Below are 23,801 nucleotides of genomic sequence, written 5' to 3'. Positions count from 1 at the left end.
TCAGACACCCCGCGACCGGGTTTCGATGGCGGCCCGATACTCCCGGACCGTCTCGCGGGCGGCCCGTTCCCAGTCGAATTCCTCGACGATGCGCTCCCGGCCACGCTGGCCGAGTTGCCGTCGACGTTCGTCGTCGACCAGCAGGTCGTGAACGGCGTCGGCGATAGCGTCGGAATCGCCCGGTTCGACGAGGACCCCCGCATCGCCGACCACTTCGGGGAGGCCGCCGCCGGTGGTGGCGACCACCGGGACGCCACAGGCCAGCGCCTCGCCGGCGGGCAGGCCAAAGCCCTCGTAGATCGAGGGGACCACGGCGACGTCGGCGGTGCCGTAGAGTTCGACCATCCGTTCGTAGCTGATCTCGCTGTGGGTCTCGACCGCGTCCGCGATCCCCAGTTCCGACACCAGCCGATCGCAGTCGCCGCCTTCGTCGAACTCGCCGACGACGACGAGTTCGGCGTCGATCGATTCCCGAACGGTCGCGAACCCCTCGAGCAGGTGTCGGGCCCCCTTCAGCGGGACGTCGGCGCTGACGGTCGTCATCACGCGCGGGCGGTCGTGATCGCCGTCGACGGGGCGAAACAGGTCGGTGTCGATCCCGTTGTGGACGACCCGGATCGAGTCGGGGTCGGCTCCGAAGTCGGTGACGGTGCGGTGTTTGGCCGACTCCGAGACGGTCAGGACGTGGGGCAGCTCCCGAACGACCTCGCGTTGCATCCGCAGGAACCGGTACCACCGTCGGATCAGGAGCCGTTCTGTCCAGTCGTCGGCGGCCGCAAGCGCGGCGTCGCGGTCGACGGTGATCGGGTGATGTACCGTCGCCACGACGGGATGCCCGCGCTCGCGAAGCGTCCGGAGGCCGTGACACAGCGACTGGTTGTCGTGGATCACGTCGTAGTCGGGATCGTGTGTCTCGAAGTAGTCGACGACCCGGCGGCCGAAGGCGTAGGGATCGGGAAAGCCGCCGGTGAGCGCGCTCAGCCACTCGTAGAGCGCCAGCGGCTCCCGCAGATAGGAGGGTTCGAACTGCCCCAGCCGGTCGAGTTCGTCGACCACGTTCTCGCCGGGGAGTTTCACCAGTCCGACGTCGTCGTCGAGGTCGGGATACGGTTTGCCCGAAATGACATCGACGGAGTGGCCCAGCTCCGTCAGCGCTCGGCTCAGGTACTTGACGTAGACGCCCTGTCCCCCGGAGTAGGGGTTCGAGCGGTAGCTCAACAGACAGATATCGAGCTGTTCGGCGGGCCGCTTCGCCTCGGCCGACGGCTCCGCCGTCGCCGCCGCGGCAGTCGACTTCCCCGTCGACGCGGCCGACGTACTGATACTCCCCCGGAGAAGCCGTCTGAGCGTACCCATCACCATCGCAGTCTATCCGCCATGTGTGGGCACTCCCCTATAAACCTCCCGCTCGTGTACTGTTTCTCGAGGGTGTTTCGTCGTGCGTTTCGTTATCGCACGTCCCGTCGCATCGCGATTTCGAACCACGGGCAGAGTCGCAGTTGGCGGTACCACTCCGGGTTCGAGTGGAGTCGCTCGTACGGGACCCACATCAGGCCGGCGACCTCCTCCTCGTTGGGATCGAGGCTCCGGTCGGACAGCGTCAGCTGCAGGACGGCACAGACCTCGTGTTCGACGCCCGCGTTCTCGAAGTAGCGCTTGTACTCGAACCGGTCGGTCAGCTGCAGGTCGTCGTACTGGTCCGGGGAGATCCCCAGTTCCTCCTCGAGACGCTGGCGGGTCGCTTCCTCCTGGCTCTGGCCCTCGACGGGGTGGGAGGCGACGGTGCCGTCCCAGTAGGTGCCCCACAGGCGCTTGTCCGGCGCGCGCTGTGCGAGCAAAATATTGCCCTCCCCGTCGAAGACGAGCGAGGTAAATGCCCGGTGACGAATCCCGTCGCCGGTGTGGGCGTCGAGCCGGTTGACCAGTTCGAGTTCGGTATCGTCGGCGTCGACGGCGATCACGTCCTGTCCGGCGTTCTCGTGTTGGAGGTCTTCCTCCGGCGTACTCATATCCGCACAATTACCGTGACTCCTGAAACCAGTATCGTCTCGTGACGGCCGTTTCGAATCGATATGCTCCCTATCCGGCGGGTTCGAGCGACCATAGCTCGCCCCCGTCGGGATCGGGCCGGTACGTCTCCCCGACTGGAATCGTGAGCGCGCCGGGCTCGGTCTCGAGTCGCAGCCGTTCGGTCTCGAGGGTCTCGCCGTCCAGGCTGTACTCGACGGCGTCCGCACGGCTCTCGATCGACAGCGTCGGCGTTCGTCGGCGGACGATGTGCGTGCTATCGCCGCCGAACAACCCCTCGAGGGCCGCGCCGCTCAGCAGGTCCGTCGTCGCGGCGTCCTCGACGATCGTCACCTCGAGCAGGCCGTCCTCGACATCGGCCTGTGCGGTCCGTGCGCCGGTAAAACGCCGGCAGTTCCCGATGAGGACGAACATCGCCTCGCCCTCCCAGGCGCGGGCCCGTTCGCCGTTCGGGCCCGCGGCCGTCTCGACGCGCAGCGGGAGCGAGTCGAACTCCCCGACCGTCTCGATCGTATTCTTGACGTAGGCCAGCACCCCCAGTTCGGCCTTGCTCTCGGGGGTCGTCTCGCTGCTGGCCTCGGCGGTGATCCCCCCGACACAGGAGTTGACGAAGGTTCGGTCGTTGGCCCAGCCGACGTCGATCTCCCGGCGGCGGCCCTCTTCGATCACCGAAAAGGCATGCTCGATCCCCCGAATCCCGACGTTCGTCGCGAAGTTGTTGCCCGTGCCCGCCGGGACGACGGCGACCGTCGTCGACCCGAGGGCGTCGGCGGCTGCGACGCCGTTGACGACCGCGTTAAGCGTGCCGTCGCCGCCGGCCGCGGCGACGAGGTCGGCGTCGGGCGCGGCCTCGCGAGCGAGTCGGGTTGCGTCGCCCGCCTCCTCTGTCGTCCGGATCTCGAAGCCGTGTCGGTCCGCGAGCGCGGCGACGGTGTCGACGTGGTCCCCGCTGCCGCTGACGGGGTTGCAGACGAGGACGCGGTCGCTCGAACGACCGTCGTCCGGCCCCTCCGATTGCATACCGCGGGAGACGCCGGCCGAGCGCAAAAGGGTCTGGCCGGCGTCTGCGTAGCCGTGTACACCGTCGACCTCCACGCGCACACGCGATTCTTCCACGGTCGCCGCGCGCTCGGCGACCGGTTCGATCCGGTGGGCGTCAGGCTCCTCACCGAGATGGCCGCGCGGCGCGGCCTCGACGGGGTCGCGACGACCAACCACGACTACTACACGCCGTTCGATCCCGTCCCCGACGTGGCGACGCTGCCGGGCATCGAGATCACCACGGACCGGGGCCACGTCCTCGTCGTCGGCCCCGATCCGCCCCGTGCGACGAAACCCGGCGCGCTCTCGCCCGAAGAGGCCGTCGCGCTGGCCCACGACCGCGACTGCGCCGCCGTCGTCGCCCACCCGTTCCGGAACAGCACGGTGCGGGAACTCGAGGACGTTCCCTTCGACGCGATCGAGGTCAACGGCAAACACCCCCGGTCTCAGCCGCTGGTCGAGGAACTGGCCGGCGAACGTGATCTGCCGCTGGTCGGCGGCAGCGACGCCCACTACCCCTTCGAGGTGGGCCGGGCCTACACCGTCGTGGAGGCGGACCGGCTCACGCCCGAGTCGATCGTCGAGGCGATCCGCGACGGCCGGGTGAGCGCGACGGTCTCGCGATCGGGATTCGATAACCTGCTGCGGCGGGCCTACCGTGCGATCCACGACCGCAAGGGCGTGATCGACGCGATCGACCGCCCGACGCCCGGCGTGGGCACACCGCCCGGCGAGGACGAGGGGACAGTCGAACAGTAGCGACTGCTCTCTCACAGCGGATCGACGAACCGCCATGCGGTGGCGCTCGCTGAACTGTGCCGAGCGGAAGTGAGGCACAGTTCGAAACCGTGCGAGGGATGAGCGAGCGACTCTGGAGCGAGCGAATCGGTTGGGGAGGGCGTGGCTACTCCGTGTTGCCACGATAGCAGCACACTTCCCCTCGGAGACATCGGTTCTCGAGCGCTATTTCCGCCCGACCGCCTCGAGCGAACGCCGACAGATTCCACCACGCCAGCAGTAGATATAAGTGACCACTGACCAACAATTAGTACGGAAGCCGATCTCCGACAGGGGACGTCTCGAAACGTCCCGGGTGGACCTAGCACCCGAGACTCGGCTTCCAACCCGAGAGGGTTAGCAAGCCATGATTCAGTTCGTTCTACCGGGATATAAACGTCCCGCACGACGGTCGCATCGCCAGTCACGACCGCGTTCGAGTCCGTCTCCACTCGCTCGAGAACCCGCGGAGGCGGGCCGATGAGTAGCGATCCCGAGGCCGGCGACGACACGCCGTTTCCCGACTGTCCGACCTGCGGCGAGCCGGTCGCGTTCGTCGTCGCCACGGGGCCGTCAACCGGCACCGTCGAACCCTGTGGCTGCTCGCTGCCGCCGGCCCTGTTGACGCCCGATCGGGAGGACTGACAGGAGGTCGTCTGACCGCCGCTCGAGGACCGCCGGTGGCCCGCTCGAGGCCGCATGCAACGCCTCGCTGACGGTTCGTGTCTCCGAACCGCAGCGGCACAGTCGCCCCCACCGCGGGCGGGCTACGTCGCCGGCGGCACCCGGAGCGTGACGATCGTGCCACGCGGCTCGTTCTCGCTGATCCGCAGTTCGCCCCCGACGTTCTTCGTCACCCAGTAGATGAGCCACAGCTCGAGGCCGGTGCCGTGGACGAGCGGCGTCTCGTGACCCAGTTCGATCATCGGTCGTTCTTCCGCCGGGATGCCGGGGCCGTTGTCGGCGATCACGATGTCGACCCAGTCACCGCTGTCGGTCGCCTCGGGCGGGGTGACGCCGACCGTCACGTCCGGGACGGGGCGGTCGTTGTGACTGACGGCGTTGTGGATCGCTTCCCGGATCGCCATCTCCAGGCGGTCGTCGGCCTGTACCGGGACGGAATCGGGGGCCGTGACCGTGATAGCGGCGTCCGGGTACTGTTCGTCGAAGTCGGCCGCCAGCCTCGAGACCATCGTGCCGACGTCGCAGGTCGCATCGGCGTCTCGTTCCCGCTGGAACAGGTCTCGAACGGCGGCCGCGTTCTCGCTGATCTTGAGGAGGTCGGCCGCCTGCTCTTCGATCGCCGTCACGGCTGTGTGACGGTCCTCTTCGGCGGACACTGTCCGGAGCCGGGTCGCGTTCCCTTTGATGACGTTCATCGCATTTCGGATGTTGTGTCGCAGGATTCTGTTGAGGACGCCCAGACGCTGTCGCCGCAACCGCTGTGCCGTGATATCGGTCTCGATGGCCACGAAATGCGTGATCTCGCCCGCGTCGTCGGTGATCGGTGCGATCGTCTGGTCGACGTGGTACAGTTCGCCGGACTTGCGCCGGTTGATGAGTTCGCTTTCCCAGATCTCGCCCGAGCCGATCGTGTCCCAGAGGTCCTCGTAGAACGCCTCGTCGTGCTTTCCCGACTTGACGATACGCGGGTTCAGGCCGACGGCCTCCGTGCGGCTGTATCCGGTGTCCCGTTCGTAGGCCGGGTTGACGTACTCGATGGTCCCGCTGCGGTCCGTGATGATGATCCCGTGACCGGCCTGTTCGACCGCTTTTCGGAAGAGCTGCAACTCCCGCTCGCGTTCCTTCCGCGCCGTGACGTTCTGAATCGCGCCGCGTAACGCGACGACGGTTCCGTCCTCCGTGACCGGTTCCCCGACCGTCCGGACCCATCGTTCGTTCCCCTCGGCCGTGACGATCTCGAGGACGCCGTCGTACGACTCCTCGTCGCGTCGACATGCCTCGACGAACGCCCGAATCTGGGGCCGATCGTCGGGCCGATAGAACTCGATCGCGTCAGAAAGCGTGGGCTCGTAGTCGTCGTCGACCTCGAAGATCGCTCGCGTCCCGTCGGTCCACCGGAGATCGTTCGTTCGGAGATCGAGTTCCCACCCGCCGACGGCCGCGAGGCCCTCCGCTTTCGTCAGGAGGTCCCGGTTCCGCTCGAGTTCACGCTCCGTCGTCGCCCGTTCGGAGATGTCACGAACGATGCCGACGATCCGACGGACCGGACCGCTCGAGTCGGCCGGGTGCAGCGTCGTCTCGACGGTTCGTTGCCCGACCGGCAACGAACGCGTCGCGCTGACGTCAACCGGCTCCTCGCCCTCGACACACTCCCGGTATCGACAGAGGGTGTCGCCGTCGGGGGACAACTCGAACAGGTCCTGCAGGGATTTCCCCGTGACCGACGCGTCGGTCAGGCCGGTCGCCGCTTCGTAGGCTGGGTTGACGCGTCGGAACCTGAACTCGAGATCCCGCTCCGTCCGTTCGACATCGATCAGAAAAACGGCCTCTTCGACGGCGTGAAACAGCGTTTCGGCCTCGTCGAGGGCCACCGATCGGTCCCGATTCGAATCCCCCGTTCGATCGGCCGCGACCGACTCGTTTCGATTTCCGGAGCGTTTCTCGGTGGTCATTAGAACGGAATGTGGCCCATCGGGCAAAAAAGCGAGGGAGTTCGCCTACCGAACGGGAACACCGGCGCGACTCGAGTCGCCCGCTCCCGACTGGAGCGAAGCGAGCGGCGAATTCAGCCGAGTTCCTCGTCCAGAATCAGCCGCGTTTTCGTACTCACGACCTCCTCCTGGTCGCGGGCCTTGGTGATCAGATCGTTGACCCCGCGCGTGTCCGCGGCGTCGACCACGAGGACGACGTCCTGTTCGCCAGAGACCATCCAGACGAAGTCGACCTCGTCCCACTCGGCGATCCGTTCGGAGACGGCCTTGGTATCGACATCGACCGCGACGCTGAGTTCGATCATCGCCTGGACGTTGCCCGTCCGGGTCGAGATCGTAAAGCGCTCGATCACGTCGTCGTCTAGCATCCGCTCGACGCGGTTCCGGACGGTCCCCTCGCTGGTCCCTACTTCGTCGGCGATCTCCGTGTAGGGCGTGCGACTGTCTCGCCGGAGAATATCGAGGATCTGTCGGTCCAGGTCGTCCATGGAGATGCGTACCTACGGCGAACCCGCACTTACCGATTACGAAAATCGTAACTGAGCTTCGAAGACAACACTTATGCCGGTCCATCCGATACGTAGATCGTAATGACGGAAGCCTACGTCGCACTGGAAGGCGGCCACGTACTCGAGGGACGTGGTCGTGCCGACGGGACGGCCCGCGGCGAAATCGTATTCACGACAGCGTATACCGGCTACGAGGAGAGTCTCACCGATCCCTCCTACGAGGAGCAGATCCTCACGTTCTCGTATCCGCTGATCGGCAACTACGGCGTCCGCGAGGAGCGCTTCGAGGACGATCGCATCCACCCCCGCGCCGCGATCGCCAAGGAGTTCACCGACGAGATCGTCGACTGGTTCGAGCGCGAGGGCATCCCGGCGGTCGACCACCTCGACACCCGCGACGTCGTCACCGACATCCGCGACGGCGGCGCGATGAAATGCGGTATCGCCGTCGGCGAGGACGTCACCGAGGAAGACGCCCTCGAGCAACTCGAGGCCTGCAAGGCGATGAGCGACCACACCGACATCGGCGCGCAAGTCAGCGTCGACGAGCCCGAGGTCCACGGCGAGGACAACGACGGCGAGACGGTCGCGCTGATCGACTGCGGCGCGAAGGGCTCGATCATCAGTTCGCTGCTCGAGCGCGACGCGACGGTTCACGTGCTGCCCTACGATGCCGACGTGTCCGCGGTCGAGGCCGTCGACCCCGATCTGCTCTTCATCTCGAACGGCCCCGGCGACCCGGTCAACTTCGGGCAGGCGATCACCCTCGTCGAGGCGTTCGTCGAGGACACGCCCGTCGCCGGCATCTGTCTCGGCCAGCAGATCGTCGCCGAGGCCCTCGGTGGGTCGACCGAGAAGATGACCTTCGGCCACCGCGGCGTCAACCAGCCCGTCCTCGACTTGGAGTCCGGGCAGGTCGTGATGACGACCCAGAACCACGGCTACACGGTCGCCGATCCCGGGGAGCACCTCGAGGTCACCCAGATCAACGTCAACGACGACACGCCGGAAGGAATCGACGGCGTCGAGTACGACGTGATCACCCGTCAGTACCACCCCGAGGCCAACCCCGGCCCGCACGACACCCTCGACTTCTTCGACGACGTCCTCGCCATGGCTTCCGGGCGAGCCGACTCGCAGGCGGTTCCGGCCGACGACTAACGGCCGCGACCCTCGTTTTCCGTTCGATAGCCGCTTTTCAGTCCCCCTTCGAAATCGATAGCGACGCGAACCCGGTCACTCGAGCGTACGATGGAACACGCAATCGCCGCTCGCGGGCCGTCTCCGGTCAGTCCTCCGTCGGATCGTCGCCGTCCGCGTCGCGAACGTACTCGCGGATCGTCTCGTCGTCGACGGCCTCGAGCAGCACCGCGTCGTCCAGCGCGGCCGCGAGCCGACGCTGTCCGCGGTCGGCCCGCCGACTCGCGGTGTCGGGGTCGACGTAGCTGTCGTCGCGCTCCTCGGCGTAGGCCTCGGCGAGGCGACGGATCTCGGCCGGGTCGTACTCCTCGGGAGCGTCCGATTCGAACAGTTCGACCCAGCGGTCGGGATCGGCCCACTCCTCGGCCCTGTCCGCGGCATCGCGTCGCCAGTCGTAGCACTCGGCGAACCGGCCCCAGTAGCCCGCGTCCTCGCGGCGGTCCCGGAGTAACGACCGGGCGACCGTCGCGCCGTGGCCGGCCGCGATGATCGCCTGATCGCCACCGCCGGCCAGCGGGCCGGCGACGTAGAGGCCGTCGACCGGCGTCCGCCCGTCGTCGTCGGGATAGGTCCCGTCGAAGCGCTCGACCGTCTCGCCGTCGCGCTCCTCGGTGACGAACAGCGCGTCGGGGTCGTCGAGCCCGCGGAGGTACGAGCCGTCGTACTTGCTCGCGGCGATCACGTACCGCGTCCGGTAGGCGTCGCCGGCCTGCGTCTCGAGCCGAAACCCGCCGTCGGCCGGCAACGCGACCGACTCGACGAGGTCCTCGTGGAACCGACAGCCCGCCGTCTCGGCGTGATCTCGCGCGAGATCGAGGAAGGTCCCGACGTCGATCCCGCCGGGGAACCCGAGGTAGTTCTCGAGGGAGACACACCGCTGTAGCGACGAGGGGCCGCGGTCGAAGACCGTCGTCTCGAGGCCCGCTCGCGCGGTGAAGACGCCGGCGGCGCAGCCGGCCGGCCCGCCGCCGACGACGGCCACGTCGGCGTCGAACTCGCGGTCAGTACCGCCAGTCGCGTCGTCGCCGTCGGTGCCCATCCTACGCGCCCTCGGTGACGATTTCGGCCACGCGCTGGCGGTCGAACAGCTGCTCGTCGGCCGGAATCTCGGGGTAGGACTCGCCCGACTCGTAGCCGGGCCACTCGCCGAACCGCTCGGGGTAGAGCTGCTTGGCCGTCATCTCGAGCTGGAAGAGGTTCATGAGCGGCCCCTGATAGCGCATTCCGCCGGGGACGACCCGGTCGTCCTGAACCGCGGTGAGCTGGCTGCCGGCGGAGTCGTTTTCCAGTCGCTTGCGAACGTTGCCGATGGCGTATCGAGGCGTGATCCCCCAGAGGTGGAGGATCACGTCGGGATCGGCGTCGAGCATCGCCTCGTAGCCGACGGTGCCCCAGTCGCGCTCCCAGTCCCGGTCGGCGAAGACGTCGCGGGCCCCGAGCGGCCGGGTGTCGGCCTGCCAGTAGCCGGGCGCGTTGAGGTGGTAGGCGTAGAACTGACCCTGGCCCAACGTGACGCGGGCGACCGTCGGCCGGTCGCTCTCGGGCGGGAGGTTCGACTCGATCTGCGAGCGCAGATCCGCGTGGACCTCGGCGAGCGCCTCGTAGCGTTCTTCCTCGCGAAAGACCGCCGCGACCCGCTCGAACATCTCCCAGAGGGTGTAGTACTCGTAGCTGTCGGCGTAGGCCGACGCGGGCTCGCTGTGGACCCCACTGTGGAAGTTGCCGAACCACGGGCCGATCTGATCGGCGACGTCCGCGACGGTCGAGGCATCCCAGTCGTCGTTGTTCTTGACCGGGTACGAGGGATCGAGGAAGTGAACGTCGCTGTCGAGGGCGTAGAGTCGCTCTTCGCTGAGTCCCTCCGCGAGGGGATTCTCGAGTCCTTCCCACTCGAAGGACACGCCCTCGAGTCGGTCGTAGTAGGTGTTCATCGTCGCGCCGGACATGTCGGGTGCAAAGAGGGTGGTGACCGCGTCGCCGTGGCCGAGCGCGACGGCCATGTCCGCGTACTGCGGGAAGGTAACGAAGGCGTCCTGCGGCACGGAATCGAACTCGACCTCGCCCATCGGGGCCATCGAGACGGTATAGGAGTCGCCATCGCTCGTCGATTCGGAATCGATTCCGCCGATACAGCCGGCTACTGCCGCACTGCCGGCCGCGATACCCGTCGCGACGAACGCGCGACGGCTCCGGTCCGCGTGTGGGGTCGGATCCATACGTTTTAGGCGAGCCTAATTATTCAAAAAGCGTTCGGTTTTAGGCTGGCCGAAAACGTTGCGGTCCGCCGGACGGGCCCGCCGAAACGGTCACGCCTCGAAGTCGTAGGTGACCGTCACGCTCGCGGTCACGCTGACCGGATCGGCATCGATCTCGGTCGGCGGGGCCCCGCCGGCACCTCCGGCCGCGTCGTCGCTGGCTTCGGTACGGACCGCATGCACCTGCACGTCACCGGTCGTAACGGCCGCCGTTCCCGTGATCTCGACCTCGCGGTTGTCGGCGATGTGTGCCGCCTCCGCGTCGGCGTTTTCCAGCGCGGCGTCGATCGCGTCCTCGCGTAGCGTCGATCGGGTCTCTTCCTGTAGCGTAAACCGGACCCGGCCGACGTCGTCGGCACCGGCCTCGATCGCGGCGTCGATGACCTCGCCGACCCGATCGACGTCCGCGAGGGTCACGTCGAATGAGTGAGACCCCTCGAACCCGTCGGTCTCGCGCCCGCGAGCGGGATGGACGCGGTACCGCCCCTCCTCGACGTTCTCGTCGGGGATGCCGAGGTCGTCGAAGATCTCGCGGAGCCGTTCGGCACCGCTGGCGAGTTCGTCGGTGACCGCGTCGGCGCTTTCGCCGGTCGCAGTGACCCCGACATCGACCGTCGCCTGATCCGGTTCGGCCTCGACCTCGCCGTCGGCACTCACCGTGATCTCGCCGTCGGCGTCGGTGCCGTTCGCATCCGAGCCCGTAGTCGATCCCGGTTCGGGGTCGTCGTCGCCCTCGGTCGCGCTTCCGGTACACCCTGCCACTGCGGCCACGAGCCCGACGCTCGAGGCCGCGAGGAATCGTCGTCGATCCATACTGAACGGTCGTTCGGAAACGGAAAAAAGCCCGCCCCAAGCTCAAACGTGGCTTTGAGCCAGGGCCGCGAGTCACGAACCCGTACGAACCTGTTCGGGATAACGCGGACTGGCGTCCTCGCCAGTGATTCGGGTGATGGACTCATCGCTTCCCGCTGCAGCCGAGATCGATGCCGCAGCGACCGTCAACGAACTGATCGGCGAGACGCCGCTGTTGCGACTCGATGCCGTCGCCGACAACTGTGTCGGGAAAGTCGAGGCGGCCAACCCCTACTCCGTCAAAGACCGGATCGCACGGGCGATCATCGACGCCGCCGAGCGCGAGGGCGCTCTCGAGCCCGGCGGCACCGTCGTCGAATCGACCAGCGGCAACACGGGGATCGGGCTGGCGGCCGTCTCGGCCGCTCGAGGCTACGACTGTGTGCTGACGATGCCCGAATCGATGTCGACCGAGCGCCGCCAACTCCTGCGGGCGCTGGGGGCCGACCTCGAGCTGACCCCCGCCGAGGACGGGATGGGCGGCGCCAACGAGCGGGCCGCGGAAATCGTCGCCGATCGGGAGAACGCCGTCCTCGCGGGCCAGTTCGAAAACGAGGCCAACCCGGCGGCCCACCGGGAGACGACCGGCCCCGAGATCTGGGAGGCCACGGACGGCGCAGTCGACGCGGTCGTCGCCGGTGTCGGGACCGGCGGCACGATCACGGGCGTCTCGGAGTATATCAAGGAAGAGCGGGGGAAGACCGAGTTCACGTCGGTCGCGGTCGAACCCGCCGAGTCGCCGACCCTCTCGGAACTCAGTTCCGACGGCCACGACATCCAGGGGATCGGCCCCGGCTTCGTCCCGGAGATCCTCCGGACCGAACTCGTCGACGAGGTCCGGGCCGTCGAGGCCGACGACGCCAGAGCCGCGGCCCGGACACTCGGCCACGAGGAGGGGTTGCTCGTGGGCATCTCCGCCGGTGCAGCGATCGCGGCCGCCGCCGACTACGCCGCCGACAACCCCGACGAACTGATCGTCGTCGTCCTCCCCGACACCGGCGAACGCTACCTCTCGACGGACCTCTACGACATCGAGGACTGACCGCGGACTCGAGTCGCGGAACTCGCCTCGGGCGCGACTGATCCGGGAATCGCGTCGCACTCGAGTGACGATATCGGCAGGACGTGCGGCCCCAGCCACACTTAACCGGGTCCCGCGCAATGCATCGCCCATGGAATCCGTTGGCAGTGGCCTCGCGGCGATCGATTGGCACGACGACCGGGCCGATGTCTACCTCTCGCGACCCGACAAGCGAAACGCGATGACCGTCCCGCTCATGGACGACCTCATCACGGCCTTCGAGCGGGTCGACGCCGACGAAGACATCCGTGCCGCCACCCTGCTCGGCGAAGGGCCGGTCTTCTGTGCCGGGATGGACCTCGAGATGATGCGCGACCGGGTCGAGCCCGACGCCGAGATCGACCGCAACAAGTTCCCCGAGGTCCTCGAGACGATCGAGGAGACCCGCCAACCGGTCGTGGTCGGCATCAAACGCGCCGCACCCGCGGGCGCGTTCGAACTCACGCTGCCCTGTGACTTCCGGATCATCGGCCGGAACGCGAAGTACGGCCTGCTCGAGGTCCAACTGGGGACCTTCCCCCATGCAGGGGGCACGCAGCGGCTCCCCCGGCTGGTCGGACTCTCGAAGGCCAAAGAGATCGTCCTGACCGGCGAGTTCATCGACCCCGAGGAGGCCGCCGACATCGGCCTGACCCACGAGGTCGTCGATACCGACGACGTCGACGAGCGGGCGAAGGCCTTCGCCGACGACCTCTGTGAGAACGCGCCGCTCGGGCTTCGAAACGCGAAGAAAGCCCTCAACGCCGCCCTCGAGACCCCCCTCGAGCAGGGGCTGGCCTACGAGCGCCAACTGGCCTACGAAATAGACGACACCCACGACTACCGCGAAGGGTTCGAGGCGCGACTCGAGGGCCGGGAACCCGAGTTCCGCGGCGAATAACAGGTGGTGAGGCGGGCCCGCGATACCACGTCAGCGCCGGTCGTAGACCCGAACCGCCCGGTCGTGGCGCTCCGAGAGCCCGTTGGGGTTCCGTCGGCTCGAGCGGTCGGCATAGCGGGCGCGGACGCCGTCCCAGAGCCCGCGTGCGATGTTTTCGGTGACATCGACGCCGTCCGAGACCCAGCCGGTCGGCGTCGCCTCGCCGGCGGCCAGTCGACGGACGCCGCCGGCACCGTCCCGGAGCGCGCTCCCGACGGTCCGGGCGAACACGCTCGGTCGGGGGCCGTAGTTCTTCGCGAGTCGGTAGGACAGCGAGCGGTAGGTCGCCCCCCAGTCGGGGTCGGCCCGGCCGCCGTCGGTCCCGACCTCACGGCGGGCGGCCATCGCCGCGTCCCACGAGACCTCGTACTCGAGGCCGGCAACGCGGTGGGCACAGTCGCACTCGCTTTCCTGGACGAGGTACTCGTCGAACCCGTCCAATGCCTCGAGGACGGATCGCTCGAAGGCGACGTTGTCGCCGTGAAACTCCGTCACCGTCCGGCCGCCGATCCGCCGGGGCGAGCGATCGCGCTCACGATCGGAACCGCCGGTGATGGGGCCGGTGACGACGTCGGTCTCGTCGGCCATCGCCCCCTCGATGGCCGGATACCAGCTGTGATCGATCGTGTACTCGCCGTCGAGGAAGGCGATCGCGTCTCCCGTCGCGAGTTCGAGGCCGGCGTTCCGGGAGACGCCGGGGTTTCGCTCGGAGATCTCGACGAGGACGTCGACGTCGTCGCGATCACGGACGACGCCGGTGGTCCCGTCCGATGACGGGCCGTTGACGACGATGATTTCCGTCGACGACGGCGTTCGCCCCCCGAGGGCATCGAGACACGACGGCAACCGCTCCCGGTCGTTCAGCGTCGAGACGACTACCGAGAGCTCCATACGTCCCGGTACGGGCTCCTGATAGTAAATAGATTGGATTGACCCCGATGCCGTCACCGAACGCGCGCGTTCCAGTACGATACCGACGCGAAGTGATCGGTGACCGGGAGCTTCCCAACCGCCTCGTCGATCGCCCGAAGTGGCGAGGCGAGCGCGTTCGGAATCGATCGATACAACCCGTAGGGGAGGAGGAAGTCGTCTTCCACGTCGACGAGCGTGAGATCGGTCTTCGCGAGCAGGACCGCCACTTCGCTCTTCGAGTAGAGTCGGGACCCCATCGGCAGCGCCCAGTTGTAGACGCTCCGGCTCGAGAACCGATTGAACGTATCGAAGACGATCTGATCGCGGGCCACCCGTCGCATCTCCTCGAGGAAGGCCTCGGGGTCGTCAGCGAGGTGGAAAAACCGCATCGCGATGACGGTATCGAAGTGATCGTCCGGGAACGGCAGCCGCCCCGCGTCCCCCCGGAGGAACTCCAGCGTTCCCGAAAGCTCGTCCTGTTTCGCCTTCCGTCGTCCCTGCTGTAACATCGCCGCCGAGATGTCGAGTCCGACGACGTCGGCCCCCTGGTGGGCCAGCATGACCGTAAACCGCCCGGTACCACAGGCGATCTCGAGGACCTTGCGGTCCTCGACCGGCATGATGGCCTCGAGGACGGCCTCCTTCTCCCGGCGGTCGATCAGCTGGCCGCCCCGGGAGAAGCGCTTGTCGTCGTATTCCTCGGCGATGTCGTCGGCTTGGTACCACTCCTGTCCTTTCACACTGAGCGAATCTACTGTCGCGATGGGATAAAACGATACTGGAGTCGACTGACGAATCGGTGTCGACGGCAGTTACCCACCCGCCTGCGGTCGATCGGAGCCGGGCACAATATATTGTGTTAATACCTCATTCATATGCCTTATACAAACTGCATTGTTCGTATCCACATATAGGGAAGCTTTACCACTGGCGATTGCACTCAAGTGGGTATGAGCATGAGTACAGCCGAGGACCGTGGCGCTGCTGCCGAAGAAACGCTGTCGGAGGACGAATACCGCGACCGACTCCGCGATCTGCCCCCGAGCGCGAAACTCGTTGCGAAAGTTCTCGAGACCGACTCGCCGCTCTCGCAGGGCCAACTCGCCGAGGAGTCGCTGCTGCCCGACCGCACCGTCCGCTACGCCCTCAATCGCCTCGAGGACGTCGGACTGGTCGGCTCCCGATACAGCTTCCGCGACGCGCGCAAACAGGTCTACTACCTGAATCACTGACCGACTCGCCGCCCACGTCTCCACTGCTCGGGGGAGCGGAGAGGGATCGAGTGCCGGTCGCCGCCGATACGTCTTTTTTCACCCGGTCGTACTGTCCTGACATGCACGTTACTCGGTGGTCCGTCCCCGTCGCGACGCGCGCGCCGTCCGGCGACACCAATGCGTACCTCCTCGAGGGAGCGAAACCGTCCTCGGACGGCGAATCCAGCCCCGAGTCGGCGATCCTCGTCGACCCCGCGGCTCGAACCGACGCCCTCGACCGGGCGGTCCGCGACCGATCCGTCGATCACGTCCTCGTCACCCACACCCACCCCGATCACGTCGGTGCCGTCGCGGCCTACGCGGCCGAAACCGACGCGACGGTCTGGGCCCGCTACGGCCGCGTCGACCGCTTTCGCGACGCGACCGGGATCGCCCCCGACCGCACCGTCACGCCGGGGACCGAAATTCCGCTCGGCGAGGAGTGCGTTCGCGTTCTCGACGCGCCCGGCCACGCGCCGGACCACGTCGCCCTCGAGGCCGGCCACGGCGGCCCGATCTGCTGTGGTGATTGTGCCGTCCGCGAGGGTAGCGTCGTCGTCGGCGCACCCGAGGGTGACATGCGCGCGTACGTGACGACTCTCCGTCGCCTCTGGGCGGCCGATCCGCCGGCGCTGTATCCCGGTCACGGGCCCGAGATCGACGCGCCCCGCGAGACCCTCGAGCGACTGCTTACCCACCGGGCCGACCGCGAGCAACGCGTCCGCGAGGCCGTCACCGGCGGCGCGGACACGCTCGAGGGGATCCTCGAAGCGGCCTACGACAAGGACCTCTCAGGGGTGGAAGACCTCGCGCGAGCGACGGTCCTGGCCCACCTCGAGAAACTCGCCGTCGAGGGGCGGGTCGAGTGGGACGGCGAGCGCGCTGCACCGTCCGCGGACGACTGACTTTTCCGCTTCGACCGCCTCCCCTCGAGCGTGCAATCGCTCGAGGCCGAACTCGACGACGCCCGCCAGCTCTCGATCGCCGACCTCGCGGACGCGATCGAGTCGATCGGCTTCGAGTGTACCCGCTGTGGGGCCTGCTGCAAAGCCGACGACGCGGACGACCACACGGCGACCGTCTTTCCCGACGAAGTTCGGAATCTCGAGGAAAGCGACGAGTACGACGAGGAGTACGACTGGCGCGATATCGCCCGACCGATGCCGTACGGCCTCTCGGCGACCGACGACGGCGGCCTCGAGGGCGAGACCTTCGAGTGGGCGCTCCAAACTGACGACTGCGGCGACTGTACGTTCTACGAGGAAGACGAGTCCGGCACTGGTGCGTGTACCGCTCACGACGACCGGCCGCTGATCTGTCGTACCTACCCCTTCAGCGTCGCGCTCGCGGGCACCAGCCAGCCCATGGGCGAAGCGGTCGACGAGGCCGGCATGGTCCGCGCCCACGAGTGCGAGGGCCTGGGTCGGGACATTTCGCGTGACGACGCCGAAGAACTGGCTCGAGCGCTGAAGGAACGGGCCGTGCGGGAACTCGAGGAAGCCATCGCCGTCCGCGACGAGTACGCGCCGGTCGATCCCGACCCAGGCGAGGTCGTCGTCCACGACTCCGAAGGTGCGAAGCGGGCGGACGGGACGCCGCTCGAGAAGTAATTCCTGGCCCAGAATGAAAGAATGAAATCATTATGTAGCGGCGGCCACCGCTATCACGTATGGGTCCCCGACGACGGAACGTTGCGAACACCGAGCGATCGACGCACGAAACGATCGCGGACCGGTTTCCGCTCGCGAAACAGCAGTTCCGGACGTACGTCACGAAGCCGCGATACTGGCTCTTCCCACTACTGCTATTCGGCCTGGGTGTCGCGTCATCACTGGAGTTGGCGTTCGGTAATGCCGACGCAAAACGGTACCTCGGATCACGGTACCCACTCATCGCTTTCCAATGGTTTTGCTCGATTATCGGCGGTTTCGTCGGTATTTTCGCCGGATACGCATCGGTCACCGGCGATCGAAACACCGGCCGACTCCCGCTTCTCTTGAAGTTACCGTACTCGCGGAGCGAGTATCTGCGACAAAAATTCCTCGGGCACGCGGGTGCGCTCTCGGCGCTGCTCGTTCTCGCACTGGGTGCCGGCTTCGCTGTCTGTACGGTCGCTCTCGGTCCCCCGCCGATCCTCGAGACGCTCGCATTCGTGGCCGTGTCGGTCCTCTACGTTCTCGTCTGGCTCTCGATCGCGATGACGGTCTCGATGGTCGTCGCGACCGGTCGCCGAGCGATTGCCGCCCTCCTCCCGATATTCGTCGCCACGGGGATGCTCTGGCGCATGACGTTTACGTCGATTCTGACGCCGATCGTCGGCGACCTTCCGCAGTCGGTATCGCTCCTAGTTACTCGTCTCGTCCCGTTCCGAGCGTACCTCGTCGCGACGAACTGGATCGCCGGACTCCCGAACTCGCACAGTTACGGGACGTGGATCAGTCAAGAACTCAATACCGAATTCGTCTCAGACTCGACCATTGTTTCGATGGAACTGGGCAGTTCGGTTCCGTGGTATCTGTCCGAGTGGCTGGCGATTCCTGTACTCGTGTTCTGGCTCGTCGTCCCGCCGCTCGTCGCGTCCCGGCGATTCGAGGCCGTCGACATCGTCTGAAATTCCGCTTTCGACGCTCCCGCTCTACGCTGCGGCAGTGTATTCCGAGAAGACGTCCTGTAGCGACGCCGTCTCGAGGTCGAAGTCCTGCGGTCCGGCGCCGAGGTCTTCCAGCGTCGTCAACACGTCGACCGTCGCGTTCTCGGAACACTCGAGGACGATCGTCCCCTCGTCCGTCCGAACCGACGCCACCGACTCGAGCGCCGACAGCGGCGACAGATCGTCGGGGACGCGTTCGACGGTCACCCGCATCGTCGTACTCGTCCCGAGGTCCGACCGGAGCGTCTCGAGGTTGTCAACGGCGACGAGGTCGCCGTCCCGGAGGATGCCGACGCGATCACAGACCGCTTCGACCTGTGCGAGCAGGTGACTCGAGAAGAAGACCGTCGTTCCGGCGTCGGCGCGTTCGCGGATGATCTCCTGCATCAGTTCGACGCCGTTGGGATCGAGCCCCGTCGACGGCTCGTCGAGAATCAGGAGGTCCGGATCGCCCGCGAGCGCCATCGCGAGGAGGAGTCGCTGGGTCATCCCCCGCGAGTAGTCGGTCGCGACGCGGTCGGCGTCGTCGGCGAGCCCGACCCGCTCGAGGAGAACGTCGGGATCGTCGTCGACGCCGCGGGATTCGATCTCGAACGCGACGTGGTCGCGGCCGGTCCAGTCGGGCATCATCGAACAGCCGTCGGGGACGACGCCACACCGCTGTCGGATCGCCGGGCCGTCCGTCCGGGGATCGAGTCCGAAGACCGACGCCGACCCCGACGTCGGACGGATCAGATCCAGCAGGATATCGATCGTCGTCGACTTGCCGGCCCCGTTCGGCCCGAGGAAACCGAACACCTCGCCCGATTCGACGCGGAGATCGAGCGACTCGAGGGCGACGGTGTCGCCGTACCGCTTCGTCAGCCCGTCGGTTTCGATCACACACATATTTCAGTATACCAATCAGAAAGGGGTTAGTACTACCGGTAGCAATCCAGAATCGTCTCGGTAGAAAGGACGGTGCCAACAGGACAAACGGGAGCGAAACCGGTGTCGACATGGCTCGAGCGTACGGCGCGCTCCGCGCGCCGTTTCACCGAGCGCGAGCGGCGCTCGCGCTCGGCCTTTTTGGTCCAGATTTTTTGTCCGGGTTCGAGCGCGCCGAAGGCGCGAGAGGACCCGGACAAAAAGGTGGCTTCTAGAAGGTGTCCTCGATGATCTCGCCGACCGCGAAGTTCGACTTGACCTCGGTGACTTCGATCTTGACCCGTTCGCCGACGTCGGCACCCGGCACGATAATGACGTAGCCGCGTTCGACGCGGGCGATGCCGTCGCCCTGTTTGCCGATGTCCTCGATTTCGACGTAGCGGGTTTCCCCGACGTCGACCGGTGGCTGCGGCTCCGACGGTGCGCTCTGGGGCTGGCTCGCCGTCCCCGAGTCGTCCTCGGTGGCCGCCTCGTCCCGCGAAATGAGCGCGACGCGGTAGACCTCGCCGGGGTCGATGTCGCCGGTTTCGACCTCCTGACGGGGTACTTCGATGACGTAGCGATCCTCTTCCTCCGAAACGTCCGTACTGAACAGACACAGCAGCTTTTCAGATATCTCCACAGGTAGACCCTCTATTTCATTGCAGAGACCCATCCATAATAGAACTACCGACACCGAGCCGTCGATTGACGGGGAAAGAGGCTTGTGTACCCGTTCGACCGGCGGGTTCGAGGGACCATGCGAGTGTGTGACGGTCCCAGACGCACGGAATCAGTCCGCGCGCTCGAGGGGGCGAACCGTCGCGAGCCGCGAGAGGTCGACCTCGGTACCGAAGTCGGCATCGGACAGGGTCTCGTAGGGGCGGTCGACGACGATGTCGCCGGCGGTACTGTCCCCGATGCCGGGGATGGCGGTGAGTTCGTCCATCGAGGCCGCGTTGAGATCCAGCGGGTGGGGGACGCCGGTCACCGAGCGGTAGCCGTGGTCGACGACCGCGACGTCGATCGTCCGCCCGAGTTCGCGCTCGCCCGGAATCCCGACCAGCAGGGGGTAGGTGCCGAGCTGGCGGCCGAAGGTCTTGCCGTCCTGATGGTACTCGAGGTGAACGTCGGGGAGGACGGTCCCGAGCGGGGCGACCCGCTCGAGCATGGGGTTGTCGATCTCCTCGCGGACCCGCTTCTTGTAGCGTTTGAACAGCTGTTTGTGGTCGTTGGCGATCTCGGCCCCGGTGTCGCTCATGTCGGTGCCGTCGAAGGCCATCACCTGCCGGATGTTGATCCGACGGAGCATGTAGCCCTCGTCGTAGACCCGCTGGAGGAACTCGCGGTTGCGCTCGTAGGTCTCCTCGCGCTCGCCCTTGAGGCCGTGCAGGAGGTTGATGCCGGGCAGGAGCTTGGGGAGCCGGTTCGGGGTGTCCCGACCGACGCTCGGGCCGTCCCCGGGGCCTTCGCCGGGTCGCCAGCCCGCTTCCTCGTTGACGATCTTGACCGCCTCGAAACACTCATCGGCGGTGACGTTGAGGTTGTTCTCCTCCTGAACGACCGGATCGGCCGACTCGAGACCGAACGCGGCCGTGTCGCCGGGCGTGTTGTGTTCGGCGATGATCCGGATCCCCTCGCGGCTCTTCTCGGGCCACTCGACGATCGTGATGGGGTTCATGTTGTCCAGGTGCAGCGTCTCGAGGTCGGGCGCGACCTCGCGAATGCCGCCGTAGAGCTGGCGCAGGGCGTCGGGATTCGGCGCCTCGCCGTCGCCGCCGTAGGCGAGGATGTCGGCCTGCCGGCCGAGCCGGAAGTGTCTGACGCCGTAGTCTGAGAGGGCGTCGACCTCGCCGACGACGGTCGGCGGCGGCCGGAACTCGGGGTTGCCATAGAGCGGTTCCGTACAGAACGAACACCGGTAGGCACAGCCCCGCGAGGTCTCGAGTTCGGCGATGAGATGGTCGGGATGGTTGGGGTGTTGTTCGACGACGAACGCGCCCTCCCGTGCCCACCGCGAGACCTCCTCGATGTCTCGCATCCGGTTGTTGAAGCCCTCGAGGCCGCTCTCGACGAGGTCGTGAACGGCGGCCTCGACGTCGCCCTTGGCGACGAAATCGAAGTCCAGGTCCTGCCGTTCGGTCTCGGTCGCACCGGCGTTTTCGTCGCCGACGCCGAACTTGACGGGGCCGCCCATCAGGCTCGTGCCGGTGGCGGTCCAGGCCAGTTTGCGGACTTCGTCGGGTTCGGCCGGCGTCCCGCCGACGTACTTGCCGGGAACGGTCATCCCGCCCAGATAGAGCAGGAGGTCGGCCTCGTCGACGTCCCGCCAGTAATCGGGCTCGTCGCGGAGTCGGTCGATCGTGTGATAGGTGATTTGTTCGCGCGGGACGCCCGCGTCGACGAGCGCACCCGCCGCGTACCGGGGATACGTCGAGATGTACGGCGGCACCCCGAAGTGTGCGGGCTCGTCGACGTAGCCGTCGACGATCGTCACCGACAGCGTCTCGGGGTCAGTCATGGCTCCCGGTAGCGCCTCGAGGGGTAAAACGGTGACTACACGCCCTCGGTCGACGGTCGCCGCCGCCGGATCGCTACCGCCGCCGGTCCGCGAGGAGGGCGGTTCGTCCTCGGGAACCCCGACGGGCCGGCAGCCATCACGCGACTCGCGCCCGGCGTCGGGCCGGCCCTCGAGAGGGACTGAGCCACCGGAGCCTGCAGTCGTCGTGGGTGAAGCCAATGTTGATTAGTTTCCCGACCGAACGGACGGGTATGCCGCCGACGGAAGAGATCGTGTGTACCGACGACGACTGTTTTCTCGATATCTTCGAGAACCACTACACCTACGACGTTCCCGACGACCTCGAGGTCACCGACCTGTCGTGTCCGGTCTGTGGGGGGACCGACTGCCTCGAGCGGGTCGAACTCTGACGGGGGAGTGGCGTCCGTCCGTCGCCTTGCTGGGACGGTGTCGAGCCGCGCGTCTGACGTTTCTTTTGGCATGGGCAAAAGAGATATGAAACGGGCTCACGTATCCGTTCGTACGGCCATGTCTCCCACGTACTGTCAGTCCCTTCTCTCGGTCCCCACGACCGCCGCCCGCACCGGCCGTCTCGCCCGGGGTGAGGTCCCGTGAGCCTCGAAGACCTCGGGGAATCGGTCGGCAACACGCTGTATCGACAGATCGGGCGCGCGAGCGGCCGCGTCCAGAACCACCGTTCGCTCCCCGTCGACATCCTCGAGAACGACGACGCCTATCGGGTCGTCTTCGACGCACCCGGTGCCGAACCCGACGACGTGCAGGTCCGATATCTCGATGGCACCGTCAAGATCCGGATCGATCGCTTCCGGGGATTCCACGAGGGCTACGAGATGCGGTTCCCCGGCCGGGGGATGTCGTTATCCGGCGCCGCCGAACTGCCCGGCGACGCCGTCGTCGATCCCGACGCCGGGACCGCCCGACTCACCGAAACCGGCACGCTGAGCGTCGAAATCCCGAAGGGATCGTCGCTCGAAGAGCCGTCACAGGAGACGGAGCCGAGTCCCGAGTCGCTCGAGCAGACCGACCGGACCGGATCCGCGGAGACGGACCCCGAGACCGAACCGGTCACCGTCGACGACTAAGTCAGTTCGGCTCCGTCGACATTCCTTCCGCGATCTCGAATTCTTCGTCGCCGTCGAACCGAGTCGGGTCGAACGCGTCGATCCCGTCGCCGCCGAGGATCTCGGCCGCGAGTCGCTGCCCGATCGCCGGCGCGCGCATAAACCCGTGACCCTGGAAGCCGGTCGCGGCGTAGACCCCGTCCCGAACCGCACCGACCAGTGGATCCCGGTCCGGGGTCGCCGTACAGAGACCGGCCCACGAGCGCGTGATAGCGTTCTCACCTCCGAGATCGATCGCCGGAACCCGGTGTGAGACCCGCTCGCGGAGATCGGTCCGGAACTCGGGATCGGCCTCGCGGTCGTAGCCGTCGGGATCCGCCTCGCGTTCTTCGGTCCCGTCGCCCGCGAGAATGCCGCCGGCGTGCGGTCGCAGATAGAAGTCACCGCTCGCATCGTAACACATCGGCTCCGCGAGGTCGCCGTCCCCGAGCAGCGCCTGGACGCGATAGGGTTTCACGGCCAACTCGAGACCCGCGTCCGCGAGCAATCCGCCGGTCCGGGCCCCGGCTGCCACGAGGACTGCGTCGACCTCGTGAACGTCGCCGTCCGGACGGATCACCCGGCTCGGATCGGCCCGGACCTCGACCGGGGTCTCGGTCTCGAGGGTCGCGCCCGCACCGGTGGCCGCGGCCGCGAGACAGGCGGTGTACTCGGCGGGATCGGCATAGCCCGCCGCGCCAGCGATCCCGGCGACGGCAACGTCGTCGGTCCGCAGGGCGGGGAACCGGTCCGCGAGCGCGTCGCCCTCGAGTTCGAGCGCGACGGTGCCGTTTTCCTGCATTCGTCGGACCTGTTCTCGGATCGCGTCAGCGCGTTCGGGATCGTCCTCGCGGGCGAGCCAGACGTAGGGACACTCGACGAATTCGAAGGTGTCGTCGCCCGAGAGCGCGCGGAAGCGCTCGATGGCGTCGCCGGCGATCTCGGCGTCGAGCCCGTCCGCGAACGCGTCGTAACAGATCCCCGCCGCCCGGCCGCTGGCACCGCTGGCGACGCTCCCGCGGTCGTAGACCGTCACGTCGGCACCCTCGCGTGCGAGGTCGTAGGCCGCGGTCGCGCCGACGGCACCCGCGCCGACGACCG

The 23,801-nt window shown here is 67.1% G+C and carries 25 protein-coding genes; 11 read left to right on the top strand and 14 right to left on the bottom strand.

The features are described from left to right. The 3 genes from ACSBP4_RS17575 to ACSBP4_RS17565 all read right to left on the bottom strand — a co-directional run bounded on the left by ACSBP4_RS17575 (position 1) and on the right by ACSBP4_RS17565 (position 3,048). Entirely contained in the window at positions 1–1,362 is a 1,362-nt protein-coding gene (locus ACSBP4_RS17575; RefSeq protein WP_435552992.1) for a glycosyltransferase family 4 protein, read from the bottom strand. An 86-nt stretch (positions 1,363–1,448) separates the two neighbouring features. Continuing rightward, positions 1,449–2,009 (bottom strand): NUDIX hydrolase, encoded by a 561-nt coding sequence (locus ACSBP4_RS17570; protein ID WP_006182604.1) that lies wholly within the window; start codon positions 2,007–2,009, stop codon positions 1,449–1,451. Positions 2,010–2,079: 70 nt separating this feature from the next. Beyond that, the gene (locus ACSBP4_RS17565; RefSeq protein WP_435552991.1) at positions 2,080–3,048 is read right to left on the bottom strand and encodes a diacylglycerol/lipid kinase family protein; all 969 of its coding nucleotides are present in this window, start codon (positions 3,046–3,048) and stop codon (positions 2,080–2,082) included. Positions 3,049–3,102: 54 nt separating this feature from the next. Here ACSBP4_RS17565 and ACSBP4_RS17560 point away from each other — a divergent pair, with 54 nt between their 5' ends. Further along, a complete protein-coding gene (locus ACSBP4_RS17560; protein WP_435552990.1) occupies positions 3,103–3,828 on the top strand; it encodes a PHP domain-containing protein in 726 nt (241 codons plus the stop codon). Positions 3,829–4,326: 498 nt separating this feature from the next. Beyond that, entirely contained in the window at positions 4,327–4,491 is a 165-nt protein-coding gene (locus ACSBP4_RS17555) for a hypothetical protein (protein ID WP_162834889.1), read from the top strand. Between the two features lie 122 nt (positions 4,492–4,613). Here ACSBP4_RS17555 and ACSBP4_RS17550 read toward each other — a convergent pair whose 3' ends face one another. Then, positions 4,614–6,482 (bottom strand): PAS domain S-box protein, encoded by a 1,869-nt coding sequence (locus ACSBP4_RS17550; RefSeq protein ID WP_435552989.1) that lies wholly within the window; start codon positions 6,480–6,482, stop codon positions 4,614–4,616. Positions 6,483–6,595: 113 nt separating this feature from the next. After that, positions 6,596–7,009: an Lrp/AsnC family transcriptional regulator gene (locus tag ACSBP4_RS17545; RefSeq protein WP_006650019.1), complete on the bottom strand. Its 414-nt coding sequence runs from the start codon at positions 7,007–7,009 to the stop codon at positions 6,596–6,598. A gap of 102 nt (positions 7,010–7,111) precedes the next feature. Here ACSBP4_RS17545 and carA point away from each other — a divergent pair, with 102 nt between their 5' ends. Continuing rightward, positions 7,112–8,191: a glutamine-hydrolyzing carbamoyl-phosphate synthase small subunit gene (gene carA, locus ACSBP4_RS17540; RefSeq protein ID WP_435552988.1), complete on the top strand. Its 1,080-nt coding sequence runs from the start codon at positions 7,112–7,114 to the stop codon at positions 8,189–8,191. Between the two features lie 127 nt (positions 8,192–8,318). On the opposite strand, the gene ACSBP4_RS17535 is transcribed toward carA, so the two are convergent. From ACSBP4_RS17535 to ACSBP4_RS17525, 3 genes are all read right to left on the bottom strand, one after another. Beyond that, on the bottom strand, positions 8,319–9,269 hold the full coding sequence (locus ACSBP4_RS17535) for an FAD-binding protein (protein WP_435552987.1): 951 nt from the start codon (positions 9,267–9,269) through the stop codon (positions 8,319–8,321). A 1-nt stretch (position 9,270) separates the two neighbouring features. After that, positions 9,271–10,446, bottom strand: a complete 1,176-nt coding sequence (locus ACSBP4_RS17530) for an ABC transporter substrate-binding protein (protein ID WP_435552986.1) — start codon at positions 10,444–10,446, stop codon at positions 9,271–9,273. A 90-nt stretch (positions 10,447–10,536) separates the two neighbouring features. Then, entirely contained in the window at positions 10,537–11,298 is a 762-nt protein-coding gene (locus ACSBP4_RS17525) for an SIMPL domain-containing protein (protein ID WP_049965064.1), read from the bottom strand. Between the two features lie 136 nt (positions 11,299–11,434). Between ACSBP4_RS17525 and cysK the strand changes: the two genes are divergently transcribed. Further along, positions 11,435–12,379: a cysteine synthase A gene (gene cysK, locus ACSBP4_RS17520; protein ID WP_435552985.1), complete on the top strand. Its 945-nt coding sequence runs from the start codon at positions 11,435–11,437 to the stop codon at positions 12,377–12,379. A gap of 130 nt (positions 12,380–12,509) precedes the next feature. Next, positions 12,510–13,298 (top strand): enoyl-CoA hydratase/isomerase family protein, encoded by a 789-nt coding sequence (locus tag ACSBP4_RS17515; RefSeq protein ID WP_049965066.1) that lies wholly within the window; start codon positions 12,510–12,512, stop codon positions 13,296–13,298. Between the two features lie 30 nt (positions 13,299–13,328). Here ACSBP4_RS17515 and ACSBP4_RS17510 read toward each other — a convergent pair whose 3' ends face one another. Together ACSBP4_RS17510 and ACSBP4_RS17505 are read right to left on the bottom strand one after the other, a co-directional pair. Continuing rightward, positions 13,329–14,228, bottom strand: coding sequence for a glycosyltransferase family 2 protein (locus tag ACSBP4_RS17510; RefSeq protein ID WP_006650012.1), 900 nt, complete (start codon positions 14,226–14,228; stop codon positions 13,329–13,331). A gap of 53 nt (positions 14,229–14,281) precedes the next feature. Continuing rightward, entirely contained in the window at positions 14,282–14,989 is a 708-nt protein-coding gene (locus ACSBP4_RS17505; protein ID WP_006650011.1) for a class I SAM-dependent methyltransferase, read from the bottom strand. A gap of 210 nt (positions 14,990–15,199) precedes the next feature. Between ACSBP4_RS17505 and ACSBP4_RS17500 the strand changes: the two genes are divergently transcribed. From ACSBP4_RS17500 to ACSBP4_RS17485, 4 genes are all read left to right on the top strand, one after another. Further along, positions 15,200–15,481 (top strand): helix-turn-helix domain-containing protein, encoded by a 282-nt coding sequence (locus tag ACSBP4_RS17500; RefSeq protein WP_006182618.1) that lies wholly within the window; start codon positions 15,200–15,202, stop codon positions 15,479–15,481. A gap of 101 nt (positions 15,482–15,582) precedes the next feature. Next, on the top strand, positions 15,583–16,407 hold the full coding sequence (locus ACSBP4_RS17495) for an MBL fold metallo-hydrolase (protein WP_435552984.1): 825 nt from the start codon (positions 15,583–15,585) through the stop codon (positions 16,405–16,407). Between the two features lie 30 nt (positions 16,408–16,437). Continuing rightward, positions 16,438–17,112 (top strand): YkgJ family cysteine cluster protein, encoded by a 675-nt coding sequence (locus ACSBP4_RS17490; RefSeq protein WP_435552983.1) that lies wholly within the window; start codon positions 16,438–16,440, stop codon positions 17,110–17,112. A gap of 59 nt (positions 17,113–17,171) precedes the next feature. Further along, positions 17,172–18,113 carry an ABC transporter permease subunit gene (locus ACSBP4_RS17485; RefSeq protein ID WP_435552982.1) on the top strand — a complete coding sequence of 314 codons (942 nt, stop codon included), beginning with the start codon at positions 17,172–17,174 and terminating at the stop codon, positions 18,111–18,113. A 24-nt stretch (positions 18,114–18,137) separates the two neighbouring features. On the opposite strand, the gene ACSBP4_RS17480 is transcribed toward ACSBP4_RS17485, so the two are convergent. From ACSBP4_RS17480 to ACSBP4_RS17470, 3 genes are all read right to left on the bottom strand, one after another. Then, positions 18,138–19,040: an ATP-binding cassette domain-containing protein gene (locus ACSBP4_RS17480; RefSeq protein ID WP_435552981.1), complete on the bottom strand. Its 903-nt coding sequence runs from the start codon at positions 19,038–19,040 to the stop codon at positions 18,138–18,140. Between the two features lie 250 nt (positions 19,041–19,290). Then, positions 19,291–19,701, bottom strand: coding sequence for a TRAM domain-containing protein (locus tag ACSBP4_RS17475; RefSeq protein ID WP_006650007.1), 411 nt, complete (start codon positions 19,699–19,701; stop codon positions 19,291–19,293). A gap of 150 nt (positions 19,702–19,851) precedes the next feature. Further along, complete coding sequence (locus ACSBP4_RS17470) at positions 19,852–21,579, bottom strand: radical SAM protein (RefSeq protein WP_435552980.1); 1,728 nt, start codon at positions 21,577–21,579, stop codon at positions 19,852–19,854. Positions 21,580–21,830: 251 nt separating this feature from the next. On the opposite strand from ACSBP4_RS17470, the gene ACSBP4_RS17465 reads away from it, so the two are divergent. Further along, the gene (locus ACSBP4_RS17465; RefSeq protein WP_162834890.1) at positions 21,831–21,989 is read left to right on the top strand and encodes a DUF7559 family protein; all 159 of its coding nucleotides are present in this window, start codon (positions 21,831–21,833) and stop codon (positions 21,987–21,989) included. A 201-nt stretch (positions 21,990–22,190) separates the two neighbouring features. Then, on the top strand, positions 22,191–22,682 hold the full coding sequence (locus ACSBP4_RS17460) for an Hsp20/alpha crystallin family protein (protein ID WP_049965071.1): 492 nt from the start codon (positions 22,191–22,193) through the stop codon (positions 22,680–22,682). A 1-nt stretch (position 22,683) separates the two neighbouring features. Here the strand turns inward: ACSBP4_RS17460 and ACSBP4_RS17455 are convergent. Next, positions 22,684–23,801, bottom strand: a 1,118-nt coding sequence (locus tag ACSBP4_RS17455; protein WP_435552979.1) for an NAD(P)/FAD-dependent oxidoreductase, incomplete at its 5' end; no start/stop codon positions are given.

The sequence above is a fragment of the Natrinema sp. CGMCC1.2065 genome (genome assembly GCF_051225675.1).
Lineage (GTDB): Archaea > Halobacteriota > Halobacteria > Halobacteriales > Natrialbaceae > Natrinema > Natrinema thermotolerans.
The sequence above is the reverse complement of the archived record's forward strand: the minus strand, read 5'-3'. Positions and strand labels throughout refer to the sequence as shown.